General features: G+C 38.0%; 24 protein-coding genes. All 24 read left to right on the top strand.

All coding sequences use genetic code 11. The features are described 5' to 3' along the window. The 24 genes from RMO03_RS02005 (at position 1) to RMO03_RS01890 (ending at position 24439) form a co-directional block, all read left to right on the top strand. Positions 1-1092: a hypothetical protein gene (locus tag RMO03_RS02005; RefSeq protein WP_309640407.1), complete on the top strand. Its 1092-nt coding sequence runs from the start codon at positions 1-3 to the stop codon at positions 1090-1092. A gap of 99 nt (positions 1093-1191) precedes the next feature. After that, positions 1192-2913, top strand: coding sequence for an HAD-IIIC family phosphatase (locus RMO03_RS02000; protein ID WP_309640406.1), 1722 nt, complete (start codon positions 1192-1194; stop codon positions 2911-2913). 4 nt (positions 2914-2917) lie between these two features. Continuing rightward, on the top strand, positions 2918-3160 hold the full coding sequence (locus RMO03_RS01995) for an acyl carrier protein (RefSeq protein ID WP_309640405.1): 243 nt from the start codon (positions 2918-2920) through the stop codon (positions 3158-3160). Next, positions 3157-3555, top strand: coding sequence for a MaoC/PaaZ C-terminal domain-containing protein (locus tag RMO03_RS01990; protein ID WP_309640404.1), 399 nt, complete (start codon positions 3157-3159; stop codon positions 3553-3555). The genes RMO03_RS01995 and RMO03_RS01990 overlap by 4 nt, the downstream gene beginning before the upstream one ends. Further along, complete coding sequence (locus RMO03_RS01985) at positions 3552-4274, top strand: SDR family oxidoreductase (protein WP_309640403.1); 723 nt, start codon at positions 3552-3554, stop codon at positions 4272-4274. Before RMO03_RS01990 ends, RMO03_RS01985 begins: the two co-directional genes overlap by 4 nt. A gap of 3 nt (positions 4275-4277) precedes the next feature. Next, the gene (locus RMO03_RS01980; protein ID WP_309640402.1) at positions 4278-5726 is read left to right on the top strand and encodes an MBOAT family O-acyltransferase; all 1449 of its coding nucleotides are present in this window, start codon (positions 4278-4280) and stop codon (positions 5724-5726) included. 4 nt (positions 5727-5730) lie between these two features. After that, a complete protein-coding gene (locus RMO03_RS01975) occupies positions 5731-6606 on the top strand; it encodes a hypothetical protein (RefSeq protein WP_309640401.1) in 876 nt (291 codons plus the stop codon). After that, positions 6599-7729 carry a CapA family protein gene (locus RMO03_RS01970; protein ID WP_309640400.1) on the top strand — a complete coding sequence of 377 codons (1131 nt, stop codon included), beginning with the start codon at positions 6599-6601 and terminating at the stop codon, positions 7727-7729. The genes RMO03_RS01975 and RMO03_RS01970 overlap by 8 nt, the downstream gene beginning before the upstream one ends. Beyond that, complete coding sequence (asnB, locus tag RMO03_RS01965) at positions 7730-9622, top strand: asparagine synthase (glutamine-hydrolyzing) (protein WP_309640399.1); 1893 nt, start codon at positions 7730-7732, stop codon at positions 9620-9622. Then, positions 9623-10636, top strand: a complete 1014-nt coding sequence (locus RMO03_RS01960) for a hypothetical protein (RefSeq protein ID WP_309640398.1) — start codon at positions 9623-9625, stop codon at positions 10634-10636. It begins immediately after the preceding gene. A gap of 4 nt (positions 10637-10640) precedes the next feature. Then, the gene (locus RMO03_RS01955; protein ID WP_309640397.1) at positions 10641-11534 is read left to right on the top strand and encodes an NAD-dependent epimerase/dehydratase family protein; all 894 of its coding nucleotides are present in this window, start codon (positions 10641-10643) and stop codon (positions 11532-11534) included. 3 nt (positions 11535-11537) lie between these two features. Next, entirely contained in the window at positions 11538-12632 is a 1095-nt protein-coding gene (locus RMO03_RS01950; protein WP_309640396.1) for a glycosyltransferase, read from the top strand. A 12-nt stretch (positions 12633-12644) separates the two neighbouring features. Further along, positions 12645-13781 (top strand): glycosyltransferase family 1 protein, encoded by a 1137-nt coding sequence (locus RMO03_RS01945; protein WP_309640395.1) that lies wholly within the window; start codon positions 12645-12647, stop codon positions 13779-13781. Positions 13782-13790: 9 nt separating this feature from the next. Then, the gene (locus RMO03_RS01940; RefSeq protein ID WP_309640394.1) at positions 13791-14741 is read left to right on the top strand and encodes a GDP-L-fucose synthase; all 951 of its coding nucleotides are present in this window, start codon (positions 13791-13793) and stop codon (positions 14739-14741) included. A 24-nt stretch (positions 14742-14765) separates the two neighbouring features. Further along, positions 14766-15920: a GDP-mannose 4,6-dehydratase gene (gene gmd, locus RMO03_RS01935; protein ID WP_309640393.1), complete on the top strand. Its 1155-nt coding sequence runs from the start codon at positions 14766-14768 to the stop codon at positions 15918-15920. A 115-nt stretch (positions 15921-16035) separates the two neighbouring features. Next, on the top strand, positions 16036-17190 hold the full coding sequence (locus RMO03_RS01930) for a glycosyltransferase family 4 protein (protein ID WP_309640392.1): 1155 nt from the start codon (positions 16036-16038) through the stop codon (positions 17188-17190). Further along, positions 17190-18329, top strand: a complete 1140-nt coding sequence (locus tag RMO03_RS01925; protein ID WP_309640391.1) for a hypothetical protein — start codon at positions 17190-17192, stop codon at positions 18327-18329. Before RMO03_RS01930 ends, RMO03_RS01925 begins: the two co-directional genes overlap by 1 nt. Next, the gene (locus RMO03_RS01920; RefSeq protein ID WP_309640390.1) at positions 18326-19354 is read left to right on the top strand and encodes a sugar-transfer associated ATP-grasp domain-containing protein; all 1029 of its coding nucleotides are present in this window, start codon (positions 18326-18328) and stop codon (positions 19352-19354) included. The genes RMO03_RS01925 and RMO03_RS01920 overlap by 4 nt, the downstream gene beginning before the upstream one ends. Then, positions 19335-19931: a sugar transferase gene (locus RMO03_RS01915; protein WP_309640389.1), complete on the top strand. Its 597-nt coding sequence runs from the start codon at positions 19335-19337 to the stop codon at positions 19929-19931. The genes RMO03_RS01920 and RMO03_RS01915 overlap by 20 nt, the downstream gene beginning before the upstream one ends. Further along, the gene (locus RMO03_RS01910; protein WP_309640388.1) at positions 19921-20919 is read left to right on the top strand and encodes a formyltransferase family protein; all 999 of its coding nucleotides are present in this window, start codon (positions 19921-19923) and stop codon (positions 20917-20919) included. Before RMO03_RS01915 ends, RMO03_RS01910 begins: the two co-directional genes overlap by 11 nt. After that, positions 20906-21589, top strand: a complete 684-nt coding sequence (locus RMO03_RS01905; protein WP_309640387.1) for a PIG-L deacetylase family protein — start codon at positions 20906-20908, stop codon at positions 21587-21589. Before RMO03_RS01910 ends, RMO03_RS01905 begins: the two co-directional genes overlap by 14 nt. 9 nt (positions 21590-21598) lie before the next feature. After that, the gene (locus tag RMO03_RS01900) at positions 21599-22666 is read left to right on the top strand and encodes an ATP-grasp domain-containing protein (RefSeq protein ID WP_309640386.1); all 1068 of its coding nucleotides are present in this window, start codon (positions 21599-21601) and stop codon (positions 22664-22666) included. A 15-nt stretch (positions 22667-22681) separates the two neighbouring features. Continuing rightward, positions 22682-23227: a sugar transferase gene (locus RMO03_RS01895; protein ID WP_309640385.1), complete on the top strand. Its 546-nt coding sequence runs from the start codon at positions 22682-22684 to the stop codon at positions 23225-23227. A 72-nt stretch (positions 23228-23299) separates the two neighbouring features. After that, positions 23300-24439 (top strand): DegT/DnrJ/EryC1/StrS family aminotransferase, encoded by a 1140-nt coding sequence (locus tag RMO03_RS01890; protein WP_309640384.1) that lies wholly within the window; start codon positions 23300-23302, stop codon positions 24437-24439. Positions 24440-24476 lie beyond the last annotated feature (37 nt).

Here is a 24476-nt window from a genome sequence, read left to right as displayed (position 1 = left end):
TTGAAATCGTACCTCGCTGCATCAAAAACCAATGCAAAAGGAAAATCGATTCAACAAAAAATAGTGATTATCGAATCGGATGATTGGGGTGCTATTAGAACACCATCATCAGAAGCTGTCAATGCATTTCAAAAGAAAGGACTCGAAATAGCGAACAGCATTTATAAAGTGGATGCACTCGAATCGCAAGATGATTTGGAATTGCTTTTTGAAGTCTTATCCAAACACAAAGGTGCTGACGGATTGCCTGCAAAATTAACCGCAAACGCGATTATGGGAAATCCTGATTTTGATAAAATTCGGGCTTCCAATTTTACGGAATTTCACTATGAAAAATTCACAGAAACTTTTAAAAAATATCCGAATCACGCCCATAATTTAAACTTGTGGTTGCAAGGAAAATCGGAAGGTGTTTTTCAACCGCAATTTCACGGACGAGAACATTTGAATTATAAACGTTGGCTTCACGTGTTGCAACAAAAAAATGAAGCTGCTTTGTTTTGTTTCGATTGGAATGCGACCTATTCCGGCAAAGCCGATTACAGTTTCATGGAAGCTTACGATTGGGATACCAAAGACGATATTCCTGAGCAAATTAAAGTGATTGAAGATGGTTTTAAAATCTTTAAATCTACGTTTAATGAAACTTCGAAAACCTTTATTGCGCCTTGCTACAATTGGGATCCGTTGATAGAGCCTGTTTTAAAAGAACAAGGTGTCACTTGGTTGCAAGGCATTCAAACGCAATTGATTCCAACCGGTACTTTCGATGAGTACATTCCGTTGAAACACAGTTTTGGAGAAACCAACGCATTAGGATTACAATATAATGTTCGAAATTGTATTTTTGAACCTTCGATGAATCAGAATCGAGATTGGGTGAACAGTTGTTTGGCCCAGGTCTCAAGCGCCTTTCATTGGAACAAACCTGCTGTAATCTGTGCGCATCGCATCAATTTTGTGGGTTATATCGATACCAAAAACAGAGACAAAGGTTTGAAAGATTTGGATGCTTTATTAAAAGCTATTGTAAAGAAATGGCCCGATGTGCAATTCATTTCAACCGACCAATTGGATTCAGTTTTGAATTAAAATAAAACCTCTCGCGAAGACGCAAAGGGCATGAATACTAAAAACTTTGCGTCTCTGCGCCTTTGCGAGATATAAAAAGCACAATAATTACAATTTAAAATGAAAGTTTTTTCACAAATTAAAAAGAATTTAAAAAACGATTTCTCGAATCTGAAAGCCATCAAGGTTGCTATTCTCGGAGATTCCGCCACACAATTTTTAAACCAAGCCATCAGAGGTTTGGGCTATGACAAAGGATTTGATTTGCAAATTTGGGAAGCCGATTTCAATCAAATCGAATTGCAAGTGACCGATCCGAATTCTGAATTGTATGAATTTGAACCTGAAATCATCATTATTTTCCAATCGTCGCACAAACTTTTGGGGAAATACAACAAGCTCAAAGTGGATTATCAAAGCAATCTTGCCGCGAGTGAAATGCACTTTTTAAGCAACATGGTCGACACGATTTCAAGCCAATCGAAAGCCAAAATCATCTATTACAATTACACCGAAATAGACGATGCCGTTTTTGGAAATTATTCCGGAAAAATCGAATTGTCATTTTTATACCAACTCAGAAAACTCAACGTCGAATTGATGCATTTTGCTTCGGGTGTTGCCAATTTTTACTTGTGCGATTTATCGACGATTCAAAATCAACTCGGGAAATCGAACTTCTTTCAAACTTCAGTTTACATCAATACCGAAATGGTTTTAAGCATTGATGCCTTGCCATATGTAGCATCAAGAACGATTGATATCATTGCGGCGATGCAAGGAAAATTCAAAAAATGTGTCATTCTCGATTTAGACAATACGACTTGGGGCGGCATTATCGGCGATGATGGTATTGAAAATATTCAAGTCGGAAGTTTAGGCATTGGAAAAGCATTTTCTGAATTCCAATATTGGATTAAAAAATTAAAAAATAGAGGAATCATTGTCGCGGTTTGCAGTAAAAATACAGAATCAGTCGCCAAAGAACCTTTCGAAAAACATCCTGATATGGTGTTGCGATTGGATGACATTTCGGTATTCATTGCCAATTGGGAAAACAAAGCCGACAACATTCGACAAATTCAAAGCATCTTAAATATAGGTTTTGATTCGATGGTTTTCCTCGATGACAATCCTTTCGAAAGAAATATTGTGCGCGAAAATATTCCCGAAATTACCGTTCCCGAATTGCCCGAAGATCCGTCAGAATATTTAGAGTATTTGTATACTTTGAATTTGTTTGAAACGATTTCCTATTCGAATGAAGACACAGAACGCACCAAATTATACCAAATCGAAGCACAACGCGCAACCGTTCAACAGAAGTTTACAAACGAAGAAGATTTCTTAAAAAGTTTGGATATGGTTTCGTTGGTAGAACCGTTCAATAAGTTCAACAAGCCACGTGTAGCGCAGCTTTCGCAACGTTCGAATCAATTCAATTTAAGAACGGTTCGCTACACCGACGACGATATCGATACGTTGATGACCGATGCCGATACGCATACTTGCGCGTTTACACTCGAAGATAAATACGGCGACAATGGCTTGATTTGCGTCATCATCTTAAAGACAGAATCGGCTGAAACGCTTTTCATCGACACTTGGTTTATGAGTTGTCGCGTGCTCAAACGAGGCATGGAGCATTTCGTGTTGAATACGATGGTCAACTTTGCCAAAGAAAATGGGTTTTCAATTTTAAAAGGCGAATACATTCCAACGGCCAAAAACGATATGGTCAAAGGGCATTATGAAGGTTTAGGATTCCACCAAGTCGATGGTTTCTGGGAATTAGACACCAACAATTACAATCAAAAAATAACTTACATCACTAAAAAATAACATCATGGATCGCAGCGAAATCATCAAACAAATCAATGACATTTTTATCGACATTCTCGACAATGAAGACATCCAATTAAGCGAAGCTACAACTGCCGCCGATGTTGAAGATTGGGATTCTTTAAACCACATTCAACTCGTCGTAGCGATTGAAAAACATTTTAAAATCCGTTTCACATCGAAAGAAATCCAAAGTTGGAAAAACGTCGGTGAAATGATGGATACGATTCAAGAAAAAACAGCATGATTTTTAAAGTAGGCGATACGTTTTCTGAACAATTTGTGGTTTCCGCGGAAGTGCATAGCCAGTTTATTCAATTGTTCAAAGACAAAAACCCGTTGCATACTGATGAAGCTTTCGCGATTGCCAAAGGTTTTCAAGGTCGCGTGATGCACGGCAATATCCTCAATGGATTTCTGTCGTATTTTATTGGGGAATGTTTGCCGACAAAAGATGTGATTATTCATTCGCAGGAAATTCAGTTTAAAAATGCCGTGTATATCAATGATGCTTTAGATTTCACCGCAACAGTCGAAGGCGTTTATGATTCGGTTAATGCAGTTGAATTTAAATTCAGTTTCAAAAATGCAGCTTCAAAAGTTGTAGCCAAAGGTAAAATTCAAATCGGTTTATTCAAATGAACATACTAATCACAGGCGGTGCGTCAGGTTTGGGCGAAGCCATCACTAGAAACTTTGCAAAAGATTCAAGCCATCAAGTCTATTTCACTTTCAATAGTTCGGATGAAAAAGCCAAAGCTATTGAAAACGATTTTCCAAACGCGATTGCTTTACAATGCAATTTCAAAAATGCAGAATCAGTAGCGCAGTTGCAAAATAAAATAAATGAACTCAACCTAGACGTTCTAATCAACAACGCTTATTCGGGCGAACCGATTAAAACGTATTTTCATAAAATCGCTGTGGAAGATTTCGCGACGGAGTTTACCGATAATTTAATTCCAACCATTCAAATTACACAAGCTGTGATTGCGAATTTCAGAAAGAAAAAAAGCGGTAAAATCATCACGGTTTTGACTTCTTTTTTATTGAATACGCCGCCAACAGGTTCTGCGGTTTACCTTGCTAATAAAGCGTATTTGGCTTCGTTAGTAAAAACTTGGGCTACTGAAAACGGTAAGTACAATATCACATCCAATTCCATTTCACCATCGTTCATGCTTTCAGGTTTGACCCAAGATGTTGATGAACGTGTGATCGAGCAAATGATTGAAAGCCATCCGCTCAAAAAACTATTGACATTGCAAGAAACTGCCGATACGATATTATTTATGGCGAATGCTACTGCGCACATGAATGGCCTAGACATAGTGCTCAATGCCGGAACCAATTTAAAATAACCAATGCTTTTTAATTCGTATACTTTCATCTTATTTTTCGCCATCGTCTTCGGATTGTATTGGTTTGTATTCAATAAAAATGTAAAAACACAAAACTTTGTTGTCTTAGCTGCGAGTTACTTTTTCTATGCTTGGGCCGATTGGAGATTTTCGTTTTTACTGTTGGGAATCACCATTTTGAATTACTTTCTGGGCATTTATATTGATAAAGCGACAAAGCCAACCACTCGAAAAGGCTTGTTGTATATAGGATTAATACAAGGTATTGGTGGACTCGCATTCTTCAAATACTATAATTTTTTCGTCACATCGATTGTTGATGCTTTTGCTTTGGTTTCGGTTTCAGTATCCTTAAAAACTTTAGAAATCATCATTCCACTCGGGATTAGTTTCTTTACTTTCAGAACGGTGAGTTACTTGCTCGATGTTGAAAAAGGAAAAATCAAACCGATTACTGATTGGATTGCTTTTTTCACTTATGTTTCTTTTTTCCCATCATTATTGTCCGGCCCGATTGATAAAGCCAGAACATTCATTCCGCAACTCGAGAAAATCAGAATATTCGATTACAACCAAGCCAGCGATGGCATGCGTCAAATATTGTGGGGATTTTTTAAGAAAATTGTGGTCGCCAATAATTGTGCGCCGATTACGAATGAGATTTTTGCGCATTATGAAACGTTGCCTGCGAGTTCGTTATTCTTAGGAGCGTTGCTTTATGCTTTTCAAATTTACGCCGATTTCTCAGGATATTCCGATATGGCGATTGGGTTTTCAAAACTGCTTGGATTCAACATTACCAAAAATTTTGATTACCCATTTTTCGCACAAAGCATTTCCGAATATTGGCGCAAATGGCATATTTCACTAACGGCTTGGCTTACGGAATACGTATTTACACCACTGAGCATTGCGTTTAGAGATTACGATAAACTAGGATTGATACTCGCGATTGTGATCAATTTTGTGATTGTCGGCATTTGGCATGGCGCGAATTGGACATATGTGTTTTTTGGTTTCTTTCATGGTTTGTATTTTATTCCATCGATTCTTAATGGCACGATGAATAAAAAAAGTAAAACTGTCAAAGGAAAATTACTCCCAACATTCAAAGAAGTAATCAACATGGCGCGCACGTTTTTGATCATCATGCTAACGTTTGTGCTTTTCAAAGCCGATTCGGTTGCGCATGCTTTTGGTTATTACAAACACCTGGTTTCAAAATCATTGTTCTCGATTCCTGTAGTTGATTTTACTGCGGTTGCTATTGTTTTGTTTTTCTCAATGATGATGTTCGCAACAGAATGGGTCAATCGCGATAAAGACCACGGTTTGGTTTTAAATCAAGTGCCGGTCGCTTATAAACGCTGGAGTTTTTATTGTTTGTTGATTTTGAGTCTGCTGTTTTTCGGCGCTTTTGGTGAAAATCAATTCATTTATTTCCAATTTTAAACGAATGAAAAAGTATATTCAAAAATGTGTGCTTGCCGTTTTATTATTAATTGTGATTAATGTCGTAGCGTTTTTTGTGCTGATGGCTGTCAATCCGATGATTAATAAAGTGCATGAATGCGCGAATTTCAAGAATAAAAAATACGACTTATTGGTTTTTGGAAACAGTATGACGGTTGATGGCATCGATTGCGATTATTTATCGAAAAAAGGCATCGACAGTTACAACCTTGCGACCAACGGAAGCCACATGTGTTCGTCATTACTGCAACTCAAAGAATATTTGAAATACAACCAAAAACCCAAAACCATCATCATTGGTCTTCCATCAGCAACGGGTCAGTCATTACTCAATAAAGTGCCTTACCCAAATCCGTTGATTGACTTTTTTTATGAGCCAAGTTTGGAGCATTGTATTTTAAATCCACCGCCGGTAAACTTAAGATGGCTCTATACTGAATCATTGAAAATTGTTGTTTCCAAAGCGCATCGCGAATCTAAAATTGTTCGTGGCCAATGGAAATCGCCCAAAGTAATTGCAGACGATTCTGCGTTTCAAGATAAAAAAACGGTTTTTCAATACGACAATGCCGACTTTCAGGAATTCATCAAGATTTGTAAAAGCCAAGGCATTCAAGTAATTCCAATCGAAATGCCGGGTTCGAATGAAAACAGAAATTCATTTCCATACAACTATCCGATCAATCTTGCGGATCATTCACAATTGAAATTATACAACATCAACAACTACGAAGTTTCGAAAAACATCATCGATTCGAAAACCGATTGGCTCGCGCATGATCATTTAAATCAAAATGGAGGTGCAAAATTAACGGCATTCATTTATGACACTATTTTAAAAAACCAACCTCATGATTAAAGTCGGTTTTACAGGAGATTTTTGCCCGTGGCTTCGAGTTGAAAAGGAATTTGAACATGGCAATTGGCAACCGTTATTAGATTCGGTGCGTCCGTTTTTTCTTCAAAATGATTTGAATGTTTTGGATCTCGAATGCCCGTTAACGACCGCCAATACAAAAATAAAAAAAACCGGTCCGCACATCAAAGCACATCCTGAAACCGCAACCATGCTGAATTATTTACAGTGTGAATTGGTCGCAACTGCCAACAATCATTTCAAAGATTACGGTTGGGAAGGCATGCAGGAAACTTACGAAACATTACAAAAGCATCAGATACAATGGCTCGGTAGTGGCGCCAATCTCGAAGAAGCTTCCAAAACTTTTTATTGGAAAAAAGACGACACCACAATCGCTTTCATCAATGTAGCGGAAAACGAATGGACGACAACTTTCGGCAAAGAACCGGGTTGCAATCCGATTGATTTGGTCAATGTATTCAACAAGATTCAAGAAGCAAAAGACAAAGCTGATTTTATTGTAGTCATCGCGCATGGCGGTCACGAGCATTACGAATTGCCAAGCCCGAGAATGAAAAAATGGTACCGATTTTTTGTCGATGCCGGAGCAAGTGCAGTGATTGCGCATCATACACACATTATTTCAGGATATGAAACTTATAAAGAAGCACCGATTTTTTACAGTTTGGGTAACTTCTTTTTCGATTGGGAAGGCCAAAGAAACAAACCTTGGAACAAAGGCATGATTGTCAGATTGAACTTTGAAAAAACAAAACCGGTGACTTTCGAGATGGAATTTACATCACACAATAATGAAGAAGTAGGCGTTTTTTTAATGTCAGAAATCGATAAGAAAGCCATGCAAAATCACCTGTTGCAGTTGAATGAAATTATTGGCGACGATGAAAAATTAGAACTAGAATTCCATAAATACATCGAAACTTGGAAACCCATCATGAACACATGGATTCAACCCTACCAAGGAAAATACTTGCCAAGTTTATACAAAAAAGGCTTTTTACCATCGATCATCAACCAAAACAAAAAGATGCTTTTTACCAATTTAATTCGTTGTGAAGCCCACCGCGATATATTAATCAATTCAATAAACCCCAACCAATAAATGTGCGGATTTACAGGATATCATTATTTAGATTCCAGAAGAGAAACCGGTAATCAGGGCATTTGTGCAATGCTTGCGATTCAGAAGCACCGTGGTCCGGATGATTCGGGTGTGGTTGGCATCAATACCCAAAACAAAAGTTACGAAGTAATCAACTTTGATAAACCCGCTGCATTTCAAAACGAAAACGATTTGATTTTAGGATTCAACCGTTTGAGCATTTTAGATTTATCTCCGATGGGCCATCAACCGATGATAAGTCCGGATGAGAAAGTCATTTTGATTATGAATGGCGAAATCTACAACGCTTTCGATTTCAAAGCCGAACTTGAACAAAAAGGACATACTTTCAAAAGTACTTCCGATACCGAAATCGTCTTGCATTTGTATCTCGAATACGGCATGGAAAAAATGATTCGATTGCTCAACGGTATGTTTGCGTTGGCGATTTATGATTTGAATTTGGATACGTTATTTTTAGCGCGTGACCGTTTCGGAATCAAACCTTTATACCTTTTAAAAGAAAAAGGAAGAATCGCATTTGCTTCTGAAATGAAGAGTTTTAAAGCATTGCCGGATTTTAAATTTGAAGCGGATTTTACAAACCTCGACGAGTTTTTACTGTTTCGAAATGTCGTCAACAATACGCTTTTCAAAAACATCAGCAATTGCATTCCTGGAACTTATTTAACGATAAAAAATGGCGCGATTGATACACATGTTTTCTACGATATCAACCAAGAAGGCAATCAAACCATTACCAACAAAGACGCAAAAGATACTTTAGAAAAAGCATTGCAAAAAAGTGTCGCTTCACAAATGATTAGTGATGTGAAATTGGGATGTCAACTTTCAGGCGGCGTAGATTCTTCGCTAGTGAGTTATTACGCGGCGAAAGCTTTAGAAAATGGAAACTTGGAAACCATTTCAATTACGTTTAAAGATCCACGTTTTTCAGAAGAAAAATACATCGATATTGTTGCAGATCAACTTTCATTGCAATCGCACAAATACGAAATGGAAGCCGATTATTATTTCAACGTACTTGAAAAAGCGATTTGGCATTTCGAACAACCGCTCAATCATCCAAATACGATTGGAATTTATCTGTTGAGCCAAGAAGCCAAAAAGCATGTTACGGTTTTACTCAGTGGAGAAGGTGCCGACGAATCCTTAGCAGGTTACAGCAGATTTATTCGCGCCAAACAATTTCCGTATTTCAAAAAGATGTTTTGGAGTGCGTTGAAGAAAAACTTCAAAAATGTTGGAGCATTCTTAAGTTATTATTCCGATGCAAACCAACGCATGATTATGGAAACCGCTTTCGGAAGCATCGCAACGGCGCAAGCTTTGAAACCGAATTTTAAATTGAATAATGCTTTGAAAGATCGCATTCAAACACTAAAAAGTATGAAAGGTGATACGAATTTGAAGCAAAGAAAATACGAATTATTGACTTACTTACCCGATTTATTAATGCGTCAAGACAAGATGTCGATGGCACATTCCATTGAAAATCGCGTACCGTTTTTAGACAATGAAATGGTCACCACTTCGCTCAATATTCCTGATGAATTATTGATAGCCAAGCATAAAAATAAAGACGAAGCCAAAGTATTATTGAAAGATATTTGCGCAGAAAAATTCGGAGAATCCTTTTCCTACAGAGAAAAAATGGGATTCGGAATACCGTTGCGCTCGTTTATGTCGTCTGAGGTTTTTCAAAATAAATGGAACAATCAGATCCAACCCGGAATACAAAAAAGAGCCCTTTTTGAAGCTAAAGCACTTTCAAATTGGGTGAATAACATTGCTACAGCAACGCCCGACGAGCTTGATGCCATTTGGCTCATGGTTGGTTTCGAATTGTGGGCACAACAATATTTAGACTAAATGATAGCCATACACAACAATCCCAGCGAAGTCGTTTTTCATTACCGATGGATTGATTATTGCGAGAAAAACAACATTCCATACAAGTTAGTTAATTGTTACGATGATGATATTATCGCGCAATTGAAAGACTGTTCGTGTTTGATGTGGCATTACCACCAAGCGAATTTTAAAGACATCGTGATGGCAAAACCATTATTGTATTCGTTGGAGCAAAGTGGTATGAAAGTGTTTCCCGATTTCAATACGGCTTGGCATTTCGATGATAAAGTCGGACAGAAATACCTGCTAGAAGCACTCGGATTTGACTTAGTGAAAACATGGGTTTTCTATGAAAAGCAAACCGCATTACATTGGATAGAACAAGCAAGTTTTCCTAAAGTATTTAAATTACGAGGCGGTGCAGGTTCACAAAATGTAAAGTTGGTGAAATCGAAATCGTCTGCGCAATCGTTAATCAATCAAGCTTTCGGAAATGGTTTCCCAGCGTATGATTCGTGGGGAAGCGTCAAAGAAAGAATCCGAAAATGGCGTTTGGGAAAAACCGATGCTTTTGATGTGTTTAAAGGTTTCGTTCGATTGGTGAATCCGCCGCGTTATGCTAAGATTATGGGCAACGAAATCAACTATATTTATTTTCAGGAATTTCTGCCCAACAACGATTCAGACACCCGAATCATCGTCATTGACGGCAAAGCATTTGCATTAAAAAGAATGGTTAGAGCCAATGATTTCAGAGCTTCAGGAAGTGGGGATTTTAGATATGAAAGGGAAGTTTTCGATGAAAGATGTGTAACGCTTTCATTTGAATACACCAAAAAGTTGAACGCACAATGTGTCGCTTACGATTATGTTTTTGATGCAGACAACAACCCGAAATTGGTTGAAATCAGTTACGGTTTTGCGAATAAAGTATACGATCCATGCACCGGATATTGGGATGAACAAATGAATTGGCACGCAGGAAGTTTCAATCCATACGGCTGGATGGTCGACTTGATGCTTAAAAAATAAAGACATGAAAATTTTAATTATAGGTTCCAAAGGATTTATCGGGCAACACGCTTTTGACCATTTCAAATCTTTGCATTTTGAAGTTTTAGGCTGCGATGTCGTTACGGATTATGTAAGTGAAGACTACATTCAAATTGACGCAACGAATTCGGATTATCACGCGATTTTTGAACAACACAAAATCGACGTTTGCCTTAATTGTTCTGGTGCCGCGAGTGTTCCGTTATCACTTCAAAATCCGTTTAAAGATTTTAGTTTGAATACTTTAAATGTGTTTAAAATTTTAGAAGCCATACGTTCTTATCAACCGAGCTGTAAGTTCATCAACTTGTCGAGTGCCGCTGTTTATGGAAATCCGGAAACGCTTCCCATCAAAGAAAATGCAACCTTGCATCCTTTGTCGCCTTACGGAATTCATAAAATGCAAGCGGAACAAATTCTAAAGGAATTTCATGAATATTACAACATTGCGACTTGTTCCTTGCGTATTTTCTCAGCTTATGGCGAAGGTTTAAAAAAACAACTGTTCTGGGATTTATATCAAAAATTTCTGAATAACGACCAAATCGAATTGTTCGGCACAGGAAACGAATCGAGAGATTTTATTCATGTCGATGATATTGTACAAGCAATTCATTTGGTGATTCAAAATGCAAAATTTCGTGGCGAAGAAATCAATATTGCCAATGGTGAAGAATTTACAATTCAATATGTCGCGGAATTATTTCATACAAATTTCCACAACAGCAAAACTATTGCGTTTAATAACCAAGTAAAACAAGGCGATCCGCTGAATTGGCGCGCTGATATTTCGATTTTAAAAGCATTGGGTTACCAACAAAATATTTCAATTGAAAAAGGCATCCAACGTTATATTGATTGGATTAATGCTTTGTAATTTATGAATCAAAATCAACCGATTAAAGACATTTGTTTTGTCATCCATTCCTTGCAAGCAGGCGGCATGGAACGCGTGATGTCGGAATTGCTCAATTTCTTCGCTGCCAAAAAAGAATACCGCGTGCATTTGGTTTTGTATGGAATCAAACGCGATGTGTTTTACACGATTGCTGACAACATCAAAATCTACCGACCAGATTTTACATTCGATAATGCAAAGCGATTGAAGTCAACAATAAAAACGCATTTTTTTCTTAGAAGCACCATCAAAAAAATCAACCCGATTTCAGTATTGTCTTTCGGTGAGCGCTGGAACAGTATGGTTTTACTCGCGTTATATGGCACGAAAATTCCGGTGTATGTTTCTGATCGGGCACAACCTGATAAAAGTTTAGGTAAAGTGCACAATCTGTTGCGGGCATTTTTATATCCCAAAGCTACAGGCATTATTGCTCAAACACAAAAGGCTGAAGACATATTCAAACGCATGTATCCGCACAACAATTTTAAAGTAATTGGAAACCCGATTCGACAAATTGAAAGTACCGGTGAAGTGCGAGAGAATGTGATATTGATGGTCGGAAGGTATATCAAATCGAAACAGCAAGATGTTCTGATTGAGATTTTCTCAAAGCTCAATGCTCCGGATTGGAAACTCGTTTTGGTAGGATACGATCATCTCAAGCAAAAAAATCAACACCAATGGGAAGCGTTGGCCAAGCAATTAAAAGTGAGCGATCGAGTGGTTTTTGCAGGCAAACAAGAAGATGTTGAACACTATTACAACACGAGTAAAATTTTCGCTTTTTCATCCGCATCCGAAGGTTTTCCAAATGTGATTGGCGAAGCAATGTCGGCCCAACTCCCAGTCGTGGCTTTCGATTGTATCGCCGGTCCAAGTGATTTGGTTATCGACAGCATCAACGGTTTTTTGATTCCGCTCAACAACAAAGAATTGTTTGCTGAGAAATTGCAATTTCTGATTGATAATCCATGGGAAATAGAATCGATGGGTAAAAAATCAAAAGCCTTTATTACTCAATTTGAAATGAACTATATTTGCACCGAATTTGAAAATTTTATCGTTTCAAATTAATTTGGCTTTTACATGGAATCGAGTAGATTTAGATTAGGTATTATTTTTAATTTCGACCCAAGATGGACTGGTGGTTTGATTTATATTTTGAATTCTATTAAAATTTTGAATTTTTTAGAAGACAAGGATAAACCTACTGTTGTATTGTTTTTTAGACCCGAAGTACAAAAATATATTGCCGAAATCGACTATCCTTATTTAGAAGTTGCACCGTATAATTACCCGTCAATTTATAAAGGATATTTGTTTTCGATACTTAAAAATAAGAACTTATTCGTGCATGATTTGGTAGAATCCCAAAAATTGAATGCTATTTTTCCGATGCATGATTATCCTGTAAAAAGCAAATTAGATGCAAAATTAGTTTCTTGGTATGCCGATTTACAACACAAATATTATCCCCATTTTTTTCCTAAAAAAAGACTTTTAGAAAGAAATATTCGGATTAATAAAATCTTGAGGAATTCTAAAGATTTGGTAGTGTCAAGTCAAGCAGTGAAAGACGATTTTTTAAATTTTTATACCGTTCCCAAAAGCATCAAAATTCATATATATCATTTCGTTTCAATTATTGATGCATTGCCATCGTTGACATCGAAAGAAATTAAATCGAAATACGAACTTCCGGAAAATTACTATATAATCAGTAATCAATTTCAAAAGCATAAGAACCATTTGGTCGTTTTTAAGGCTTTGGCGGAACTTCAGAAAAAAGGCGTTGCGATTCATATTGCGATTACAGGTCGATTTCCGAGCGATCCGAATTCGGAGTATATGCAAGAATTACACGATATTGTGAACACCAACAATTTAAAAAATTCGATATCGTTCTTAGGATTAATACCAAGAGGCGATCAATTGCTTTTAATGAAATATGCTACAGCCATCATTCAACCCAGTTTGTTCGAAGGTTGGAGCACCGTAATTGAAGATGCAAAATCACTTCAAGTTCCGGTAATTGCCAGTGATCTTAAAGTCAATATAGAACAATTAGCAGAAAAAGGAACTTATTTCGAACCGCATAATGCTGATCAATTGGCAACCATTTTAGAGCAATATCCTTCGAGAGATTTTTCGAAAATGCTATACGAACCTTATGATAATAGAATGAAAAAAGCAGCTTACGAATTTCTATCTGTTTTTAAATAAATAATAACAATGAAAAAAACATCCAAAATATACATTGCAGGCCATAAAGGCATGGTCGGAAGCGCAATATGGAATGCTTTGAAAAAAAATGGATATGACAATCTAATTGGTAAAACCAGCAAAGAATTGGATTTGAAAAACCAAATTGCAGTGCGCGAATTTTTTAATGTAGAAAAACCCGATGTTGTGATTGATGCAGCAGCTAGAGTAGGCGGTATCATGGCCAATAGCACGTATCCGTTTACGTTTTTGATGGAGAACATGCAAATCCAAAATAACTTAATCGACACGGCATTGCAACAAGATGTATCGAAGTTTATTTTTCTTGGAAGTTCCTGCATCTACCCAAAACTGGCACCGCAACCGCTTCACGAAGATTGTTTATTAACGTCGTCTTTAGAACCAACCAACGAATGGTACGCCATCGCCAAAATCTCAGGAGTAAAAGCCTGTGAAGCGATTCGCAAACAATACGGAAAAGATTTTGTAAGCCTCATGCCGACGAATTTATATGGTCCAAACGACAATTTCGATTTACAAACATCGCACGTACTTCCAGCGATGATTCGAAAATTTCACGAAGCCAAATTGAACGGCAACGAATCCGTGACACTTTGGGGCTCAGGCACACCAATGCGCGAATTTCTTCATGTGGAAGATTTAGCTGAAGCCGTAGTTTTTGCCGTAGAAAATACATTTGAGGAAAATCTATACAACGTAGGAACTGGTGTCGATTTAACCATCAAAGCCTTAGCAGAGCTCATTCAAAAAACAGTCGGACATCAAGGAGAAATTATCTGGGATAGCTCCAAACCCGACGGAACACCAAGAAAACTTATGGATGTCAGCAAAATGGCCAAGCAAGGTTGGAAAGCTACCATCGCATTAGAAGACGGAATACGTTCCACCTACGATTGGTTTTTAGAGCACGCCCATTCGTACAAAGAAGTAAAAATTTAATTTAAGATTTAATAATAAGGAAATATGAAAGTAGCATTAATTACAGGAATTACAGGTCAAGACGGTGCCTATTTGGCAGAGTTGCTTCTTGAAAAGGGATATATGGTTCATGGTATTAAAAGAAGATCATCGATGTTTAATACGGCCAGAATCGATCATCTTTATCAAGATCCACATGCCAAAGAAATTCGCCTCAAATTGCATTATGGCGATATGACCGATTCGATGAATTTAACCCGAATCATTCAAGAAGTGCAACCTGATGAAATCTACAATCTGGCTGCGATGTCGCACGTTAAAGTAAGCTTTGACACACCCGAATATACCGCCAATGCTGACGGAATCGGAACACTTCGTTTGCTCGAAGCTGTACGCCTTTTGGGTTTGCAACATAAAACAAAAATCTATCAAGCGTCAACTTCCGAATTGTATGGTTTGGTGCAAGCCGTTCCACAATCGGAATCAACACCGTTTTACCCACGTTCTCCATATGCCGTAGCTAAAATTTATGCGTATTGGATTACGGTTAATTATAGAGAAGCTTACAATATGTTTGCTTGCAACGGAATCCTGTTCAACCACGAATCGCCATTGCGTGGAGAAACATTTGTAACTAGAAAAATCACACGTGCTGTTGCCAAAATTGCTTTGGGGCTTCAAAACGATTTATACATGGGTAACCTCGATGCGCAAAGAGATTGGGGTCACGCCAAAGATTACGTAGAAGCGATGTGGAGAATCCTCCAACAAGACGTAGCCGAAGATTACGTAATCGCCACCGGAATTACAACCCGAGTTCGCGATTTCATCAAAATGGCATTCGACCAAGTGGGCTTCAATGTCCGGTTTGAAGGCGAAGGTATCAATGAAGTTGGTGTTCTGGAATCCATCGACGATGCCAAATACCAAGCAGCTTTAGGACAAGGTTTTACCACTAAAGAATTTGCCATTCCGGCCTTAGGTTCGGTTTTGGTCAAAGTAGATCCAGCGTATTTCAGACCAACTGAAGTAGATTTACTCATTGGCGATCCAACCAAATCAAAAACCAAATTAGGCTGGACACCTAAATATGATTTGAAAATGCTTGTCGAAGAAATGGTAGCGTGTGATGTTGCTTTATTCCAAAAAGACATTCACTTGGTTAAAGGTGGCCATAAAATTTTAAGACAAGCTGAATAATATTTTTTAGGAGCTAATCCCGCTATCCGTTGCAATCTTTTACGGCGAACACCGCCACAAAAGGATTTCCGCTGCTATCGGGGCTAGGGCATCCAACAACCAACGGACAACTCAAATGGAAAAAATAAAAAACAGAAAGATCGTCGTGGTCAACCAGGCCTCGAACTATCTTACTGTTGGTTTTTGTAATGCTTTCGCAGCGCAATTTGAAAAAGTGGCTTTGGTAACCGGAAGCGTTCACGTGCAAGGCGAAGAACTCGATGCCGGGATTGAAGTTACTTACATCAATAAATGGGTAGAGCGTCCTGCAAGCAAAAAATTCTTTTCGTACATCAAAGCTTGTTTCAAAATCTATTGGTTGCTGATTACAAAACACCGAGGTTATGAAGTGTTCTTCGTGTCGATTCCACCTATGGGTTATTTACTCAATCTGATTTTACCACACCGTTTCAGCATGGTCATTTGGGATGTTTACCCGGATATTTTCAAAATTACAGGCATGCAGGAAACGCATCCGTTATACAGAATCTGGTCAGCCTTGAATCGGAAATCATTCAAAAAAGCTTTCAGACTTTTTACGATTAGCGAAAAAATGGCAGATTTGGTTGAAGTGTATGTCGATAGAACCAAAATTATCATCCAACCCATTTGGTCGATTTTTCAACAAAATGAAAGGGTTTCCAAAACTCAAAATCCATTTGTCGCCGAACATCATTTGCAAGATAAATTCATCGTTCAATATTCGGGAAACATCGGATTGACGCACAAAGTAGAAGTGGTTGTCGAATTGGCGGAACTTCTAAAAGACAACAAACAAATTGTTTTTCAAATCATAGGTCGCGGTCCACGCGTTCCGGCACTTCAAAAAATGGTTGAAGAAAAGCAATTGCCGAATTGTTTTTTCCTGCCGTTTCAAACCGATGCCATGTTTCCATATTCTTTATCAGCCACCGATTTGGGCATAGTGATTTTAGATGAATTGACATCCAAAGGCAGCGTGCCGAGCAAATCCTACAACTTGATGAGTTACGGCATTCCATCGTTATACATCGCTGGCGAAGATTCTGAATTGAATTCGTATGCATCGCTGTATCAAGCAGCAGAATGTTATACAGAAAGACAATTGCTTCAAGCGAAAGACTTCATTTTAAACTTAAGCAATAATCCTCAAAAATGGCAAACCATGTCAGACAATGCCATCAAAACTTCGCAATTGTTCAGAAGAGACAATGCCGATAAATTTGTCACAGCTTATTTAAATTCAAATTAATGGTTCGAAAGTTATTGGGTTCTATTTTCATGAATTTAAAAAACACCATTGGTTGGAAAACCAGTCGTAAAATTGTTGTTTTTTCTGTCGATGATTATGGCAACGTACGCGTGAATTCGAAAGAAGCCCGATCCAAAATGGACGAAGTTGGAATGAAAATCTATTCGCGTTTTGATGCCTTGGATACTCTCGAAACCAAACAAGATTTGGAGCAATTGTATGAAGTGCTTTCCTCCGTAAAAGATAAAAACAACCGTTCCGCAGTATTCACACCATTCGCATTGCCTTGCAACATCGATTTTGAAACAATGGAAAGTGAAGATTTTCAGCAGTTCCATTTCGAAATGTTGCCTGTAACATATCAAAAATTAGCCACACAACAACCAGAAGCTTATCAAGGCGCTTGGGATTTGTGGCAAACCGGAATCGAGAAAGGGTATTTGAAACCACAATTTCACGGCAGAGAACATTTGAATTTGCATATCTTCAACGACAAATTGAAAAAGCGCGATGCCGAATTGCTCACAGCTTTAAAGAACAAATCCTACACGAGCATTTCCGATGACGAATATCCAACGATGTCAAGCACAGCCGCTTTTGATTTTTGGGATGTCAAAGAAAATGAAACGTTGGCTCCAATGATTGAGGAAGGCTTGAATCTATTTGAAAAAGTATACGGTTACCGAAGTAATTATTGCACGCCACCAGTTTACAATATCCATCATTCACTTTTTAGAACGCTACACAAAAACGGCGTTCGCTTCATCGATTTCGGACTGGTCAGAAAAGAGCATCAAGGTTTTAACCAATATAAAACTTCATTCAATTTTATCGGAAAAAACACTAAACAAGGACTTTCTATTATGGTCAGAAATGTAGTTTTCGAACCTACAGAAGATCGTGGTATTGATTGGGTAGCTTTCACGATGAAACAAATTGACACCGCTTTTAGATGGAGCAAACCGGCTATTATCAGTTCACATCGCGTCAATTTCTGCGGTCATATTGATCCGAAAAACCGCGAAAAAGGATTGCATACTTTAAAAAGATTATTGCAAGAAATTGTAAAAAAATGGCCCGATGTCGAATTCATGGCCGCCGACGAATTAGCGGAAACCCTAGCAAACAAGAGAAAATGATCAAAAGAATTCTGTATTTGGGGTACTACATCAAACAAATGGATTGGAAAAAGTTCTGGCTTTTTTTGAACTATACCGCGCAGCATTCCAATAAAAATAAAGTTAGTATTTTGATGGATGCGGTGGCATGTGTCTTTATTTACAACATTTCAATTCTCGAATATTTTCAATTCCGATTTTTTGAAAAGAACAAAGAACAGCGTAAAGATTGGGCAGGAACAGGTTATATGTTCGAATACCAATTGATCATGAATCCCAAAAAAGACCGATTGATTTTAGATGACAAAACGCTTTTCTATAAAGAATACCAACCTTATTTTGTGCATACTGTGGCTGACATTGCCGATTTAAAAAAGAATACAACAGTCGTTGAAAAACTATTAAACACCAAATCAGGCAAACTCGTTTTTAAAGTAGCTGACGGAAAATGTGGCGTTGCAGTTGAAATTAAAAAAGCGAACGAATTCAATGAAGCATCGTTGATTTCATTTATGGAAAATAATAAATTTGATTTGGTTGAAGAATTCATCATCCAACATCCGAGTCTCAATGCGCTTTCACCAACGGCAGTCAATACGGTTAGGATTTTCACGCAATTGAACAAAAATAATGAAGTAGAAATTTTGGGCTGTCGTCAAAGAATTTCTGTCAATTCTTCTGTTGACAATATGGCTGCGGGCAATTTAGCAGCTCCAATTGATGAGCAAACCGGCATTGTTTCCGGTGTTGCAGTTTATAGCGATATCACAAAACCCGAAGAAAGCAAACATCCCATTACAGGAATTGCTATTGTTGGTTTTGAAGTCCCGTTTTGGAAAGAAACTATGGTTATGGTCAAAGAAGCGGCATTGCTTCATCCACAAAATCGCTCGATTGGTTGGGATGTTGTCATCACGGAAAGTGGACCAGGTTTCATTGAAGGGAATCATGATTGGTGTAAATTATTATGGCAACTACCCGTAAAGAAAGGAATGAAGTCCGTTTTAGAAGCCTATAAAAATGACTATGTATCGTATTTTTTTTAAATCAGTTCTCGATTTTACGGTGGCATTTATCATTTTGATGCTGGCTTTAATTCCATTATTGATTATTGCTATGCTCATTTTGACGGAATCCAGTGGGCCGTTATTTTTCAAACAAGAACGTGTAGGAAAGGATTTGAAGTTCTTTAAAGTGTTTAAATTCAGAACCATGACGCATGAAAAAAGAACTGTTGGCAATACGCCAATTATAGGAAAAGCAGAAGGCGTGACCAAAGTGGGTTATTATTTAAGACGTTATAAAATTGATGAATTGCCACAGTTGCTCAATGTGCTTTTAGGTGATATGAGTTTAATTGGCCCGCGACCAAGTGTTCCCGAGCAATTGCATCAAATGTCGGAAGCAGAAAAACAGCGTTATTCGGTTCGACCGGGCTTGACGGGTTTGGCGCAGATTAATGGCAACATTCATTTGAGTTGGAAAGAACGTTTCGTATACGATTTAAATTATGTGAAAAACGTCACTTTTTGGAATGATTTAAAAATTATTTTCAGAACCGTATTTATTGTTATTTTAGGGGAACACAAATTCCTCAACAAACCCACGATGGATGAAAAATAATATCGTCGAAAATCCGAAAATTATCCTGATTGGAAGCGTCAACAGCAGTCGAAAAACACTAGAAAAACTGTTGGAACATCAGTTGAATGTTGTGGCGGTTTTGGGTTTGCATCCCGAAGCAGCGACGAATGTTTCAGGGTATTTCGATTTGAAAGATTTAAGCGAAAGTAATGGCATTGCTTTTCAATATTTTACTAAAGTGAATGACACTGAAATCGTTGATTTTGTGCAATCGAAAAACCCAGATTTGGTTTTTGCTGTTGGATTTTCCCAAATAATACGCGAGGAATTACTGGCCATTCCAAAATACGGACTCATCGGTTATCACCCGACTCGATTGCCTGAAGGGAGAGGCAGAGGTGCACTCGCATGGATTATTTTAGGCAAAGTGCAAGGTGCCGCTTCGTTTTTTAAAATGGATGAAGGCATGGATTCAGGATCGATTTGGTCGCAAGAGAATTATGAAGTTAATGACAATGACGATGCTACTTCCGTAATTCATCAAATTCTAAAAGCCATCGATAAAGCGCTCGACGCTGTGTTGCCCAATCTTAAAAAGGGAATTTTTATGACCACACCACAAGACGAATCTAAAGCTACTTATTTGGGAAAACGCAATCCCGAAGATGGTATCATCGATTGGAAACAATCCGCAGCGAGTATTCACCAATTGATTCGCGCTACCACAAAACCGCTTCCCGGAGCTTATACCTATTTAGGAACTAAAAAATTAGTGATTTGGAATGCTTCGATTTCAGAGATTAAAAATCATTTGGGTGTTGCCGGTAGAATTGTTATTGCTGATGCAGCGCAGGGCATTCACATTCAAACCGGTGAAGGTTTATTAAAAATAGAAAACATTGAAGGTATTGAAATAGATACTTTGAAAGTAGGCAACACACTCGGATTCAACTTCGAAAAAGAATATTTTAAATTGTCAGAAAGAATAGCAACGATTGAAAATCAATTAAAAAATGGAAATCAATAAAAACATATTAGTAATCGCTCCGCATTGTGATGATGAAATTTTAGGCTGCGGCGGCACCATATCAAAGCATATTGCCAACGGACATCATGTTTATGTTGCGATTGTAACTAACGGACATATAGGCGCTCCCGAATTGTTCTCGAAAGAAGGCACCGAAAAAGTACGCTCGGAAGCTTTGGCAGCACACAAAATTTTAGGCGTCAAAGATACTTTCTTTTTAGATTTTCCTGCGCCAAGACTCGATACGATTCCATCTTATCAGTTGTCGAATGTGATTGCTAAAATCATCAATGAAAAGCAAATCGAAGTTTTGTATTTGCCACATCGCGGTGACATTCACAAAGACCATCGTATTACTTATGAAGCGGCTTTGGTGGCGGCGAGACCGATTAACAATAGCCCTGTTAAAAGAATTCTTTCGTATGAAACTTTGTCTGAAACCGAATGGGCACCGCCTTTTGGCGACGATGCATTCATTCCAACGATTTTTGAAAATATCGAAGGACATCTTGAGAAAAAATTAGAAGCATTCAAATGTTTTTCAACGCAAATTAAAGAATTCCCACATCCGCGCTCGCTTAAAAATATTGAAATATTATCGAACTTCAGAGGCGCGACCGTAGGGAAAACCAACGTAGAATGCTTTATGTTGATTAGAGAAATTATATAATAAACACTTATGAAAATTTTAATTACAGGCGTCGGCGGGCCAACCCCAAGAAGTTTTGCCATTGCATTAAAAAAATATTCTTTCTACAAACGATTCGAATTGATAGGAACAGATATCAATCCGCTGGCGATTGGGTTGTATCAAAACGAATTGTTCAATAAAACGTATGTTGTTCCACCGGCATCGCATCCCGAATATTGGAATGTCATGCAATCGATTTTAAAAGAAAACAACATCGACATCGCCATCATTCTTCCTGAATTAGAAGTCATGGAATGGAGCAAAAGAAAGGAAACGCAAGATTTGCCTTGTAAGGCATTAATTCCAGATTTCTCCATGGCTGATTTGCTTGTCGATAAATCAAAAATGACTGAGATTTTAAAAGATTTGGATATCGTGCCACCATCGGTTACTTTTTCGAGAGATACTCAAAATCTAAAAGAAGTTTTCGAAGTATTGAAAGGTAATTTCTGGGTCAGAAGCACCAGCGGAACGAGTGGTTTAGGTTCATTGAAAGTAGAGGATGAAGATTCTTTGAAAAACTGGATTCAAATCAACCCGAATGTGCAGCAATTTATCGCAAGTAAGTTTTTACCGGGTCGAAATTTAGCTTGTAAAATGTTATACCATAACGGCAAACTGTTGAGAACGGCATGCGCTGAAAGAGTCAATTATATCATGGCGAAAGTAGCACCATCGGGCATTACGGGCAATACGTCTTTTGGAAGATTGCTCAACGAACCGGATTTGGTTGCCGAAGCCAAGCGAGCCATGGACTTTCTGTTTCAATACACCGGCGCGGCACAACATGGCTTTTTCACGGTAGATTTTAAAGAAGACGAAAACGGGAAACCATATATTACTGAAATCAACGTGAGACATGTAGCGTTTACGCAATGTTTTGCTGCCGGTGGCGCTAATTTCGCATCGGATACGGTTCGGCTTTTAAATGACGATGCGACATTCGACAGAAATTATAAAATGTATGAATTCGAAAAAGATTTGATTTTCCTACGCGATGTGGATTCGCTTCCGATTTTGATGAAAGAAGCGGAGTTGCTCAAAAAGAGTTTTTAAAAACTCAAAAGCAGTATGAATCTAAAACGCATTTTCGATTTACTTTTTTCCATCGCAGCACTAATTTTAGTGGGTTGGATTATCATATTGTGTTTTATTATCGCCAGTTTCGAAACGCAATCCAACGGCATTTTCAAGCAAAAAAGAATTGGACAATTCGGTCGATTGTTTACGATTTACAAGCTCAAAACCATACATCCGAAAACGGAACAAATTACTTTTTTTGGAAAGTATTTTCGGAAGTATAAGCTCGATGAATTTCCTCAATTTTACAATGTGTTTATTGGCGATATGTCTATCGTAGGACCAAGACCTGATGTGCCGGGTTATTATGATCGATTGATTGGAGAAGATCGCAAAATACTCGAATTGAAACCGGGTATTACCAGTGAAGCATCATTGAAATATTATAATGAAGACGCGATTTTAGAGCAGCAACAAGACCCGATTTTGTATAACGATTCCGTCATTTTCCCAGATAAAGTAAAAATGAATTTGGAATACTATTACCACCGCAGTTTTAGCGTCGATTTAAAAATAATTTGGAAGACAATTTTATAAAAAACCACTAAAATTTTGACACAGATACTATAATCAGTTATCTTATCTTTGTCATCCGATAATCAAAAAAAAATGATTGAATCAAAAATTTGGCTTTCTTCGCCACATATGGGAGGAACCGAACAAGACTACATTAAAGAAGCATTCGATACCAATTGGGTAGCGCCATTAGGCCCGAATGTAACAGGTTTCGAAAACGATTTGGAAACTTATATTGGAAACCAATCGCAGGTTGCGGCTTTAAGTTCAGGAACTGCGGCGATTCATTTAGGTTTGGTTTTATTGAATGTAAAAGCAGGCGACGAAGTGATTTGTCAGAGTTTTACGTTTTCCGCTTCAGCCAATCCAATACTCTATTTAGGAGCTATTCCGGTTTTTATCGATAGCGAAATCGATACTTGGAATATGTGCCCAATTGCATTAGAAGAAGCCATTCAAGATCGCATTGCCAAAGGAAAGAAACCCAAAGCCATTATCGGCGTGCATTTATACGGAATGCCTTTTCAAGTGGAAGCCATTCAAACGGTAGCAGCAAAATACCAAATTCCAATTTTGGAAGACAGCGCTGAGGCATTAGGAAGTAAGTATAAAGGTCAGAAATGCGGTACATTCGGAGATTTGGGCGTGTTGTCATTCAACGGCAATAAAATCATTACGACTTCCGGTGGAGGCGCGTTGGTGGCACCTTCAAAAGCATTGAAAGAAAAAGCCATTTTCTTCGCAACACAGTCTCGAGATCAAGCACCACATTATCAGCATTCTGAAATTGGCTACAACTACAGATTGAGTAATATCTGCGCCGGAATCGGGCGAGGGCAAATGGAAGTACTCGATGCACATATTGCGTTACGTCGGAAGATGCATGATTTTTATGTAGATTACTTTGCCACAATAGATGGCATTACGGTTTTTACAGAACCCAATACTGACTTCTTTTCAAACCACTGGTTGACCGCGATTGTGATTGATCCTACGAAAACGAATGGAAAAACCCGAGAAGATTTAAGATTGGCTTTAGAGCTCAAAAATATAGAATGCCGTCCGTTATGGAAGCCAATGCACCTGCAGCCGATATTTGAAAAAAGCCCTTATTATGGCAAAAAAGTTTCTGAGCAATTATTCGACAATGGACTTTGCTTGCCGTCAGGTTCGAATTTGAATGATGCTGATAGAAAGAGAATTGAAAAAGAATTTGATGTTTTCTTTAAATAATTAGCACCAAAAAGCAACCTACTTTGTTTTAAAATGT

The organism is Flavobacterium sp., from assembly GCF_031411595.1.
Classification (GTDB): domain Bacteria; phylum Bacteroidota; class Bacteroidia; order Flavobacteriales; family Flavobacteriaceae; genus Flavobacterium.
Note: the sequence above shows the minus strand (reverse complement) of the source record. Positions and strands in the feature narration are given on the sequence as shown.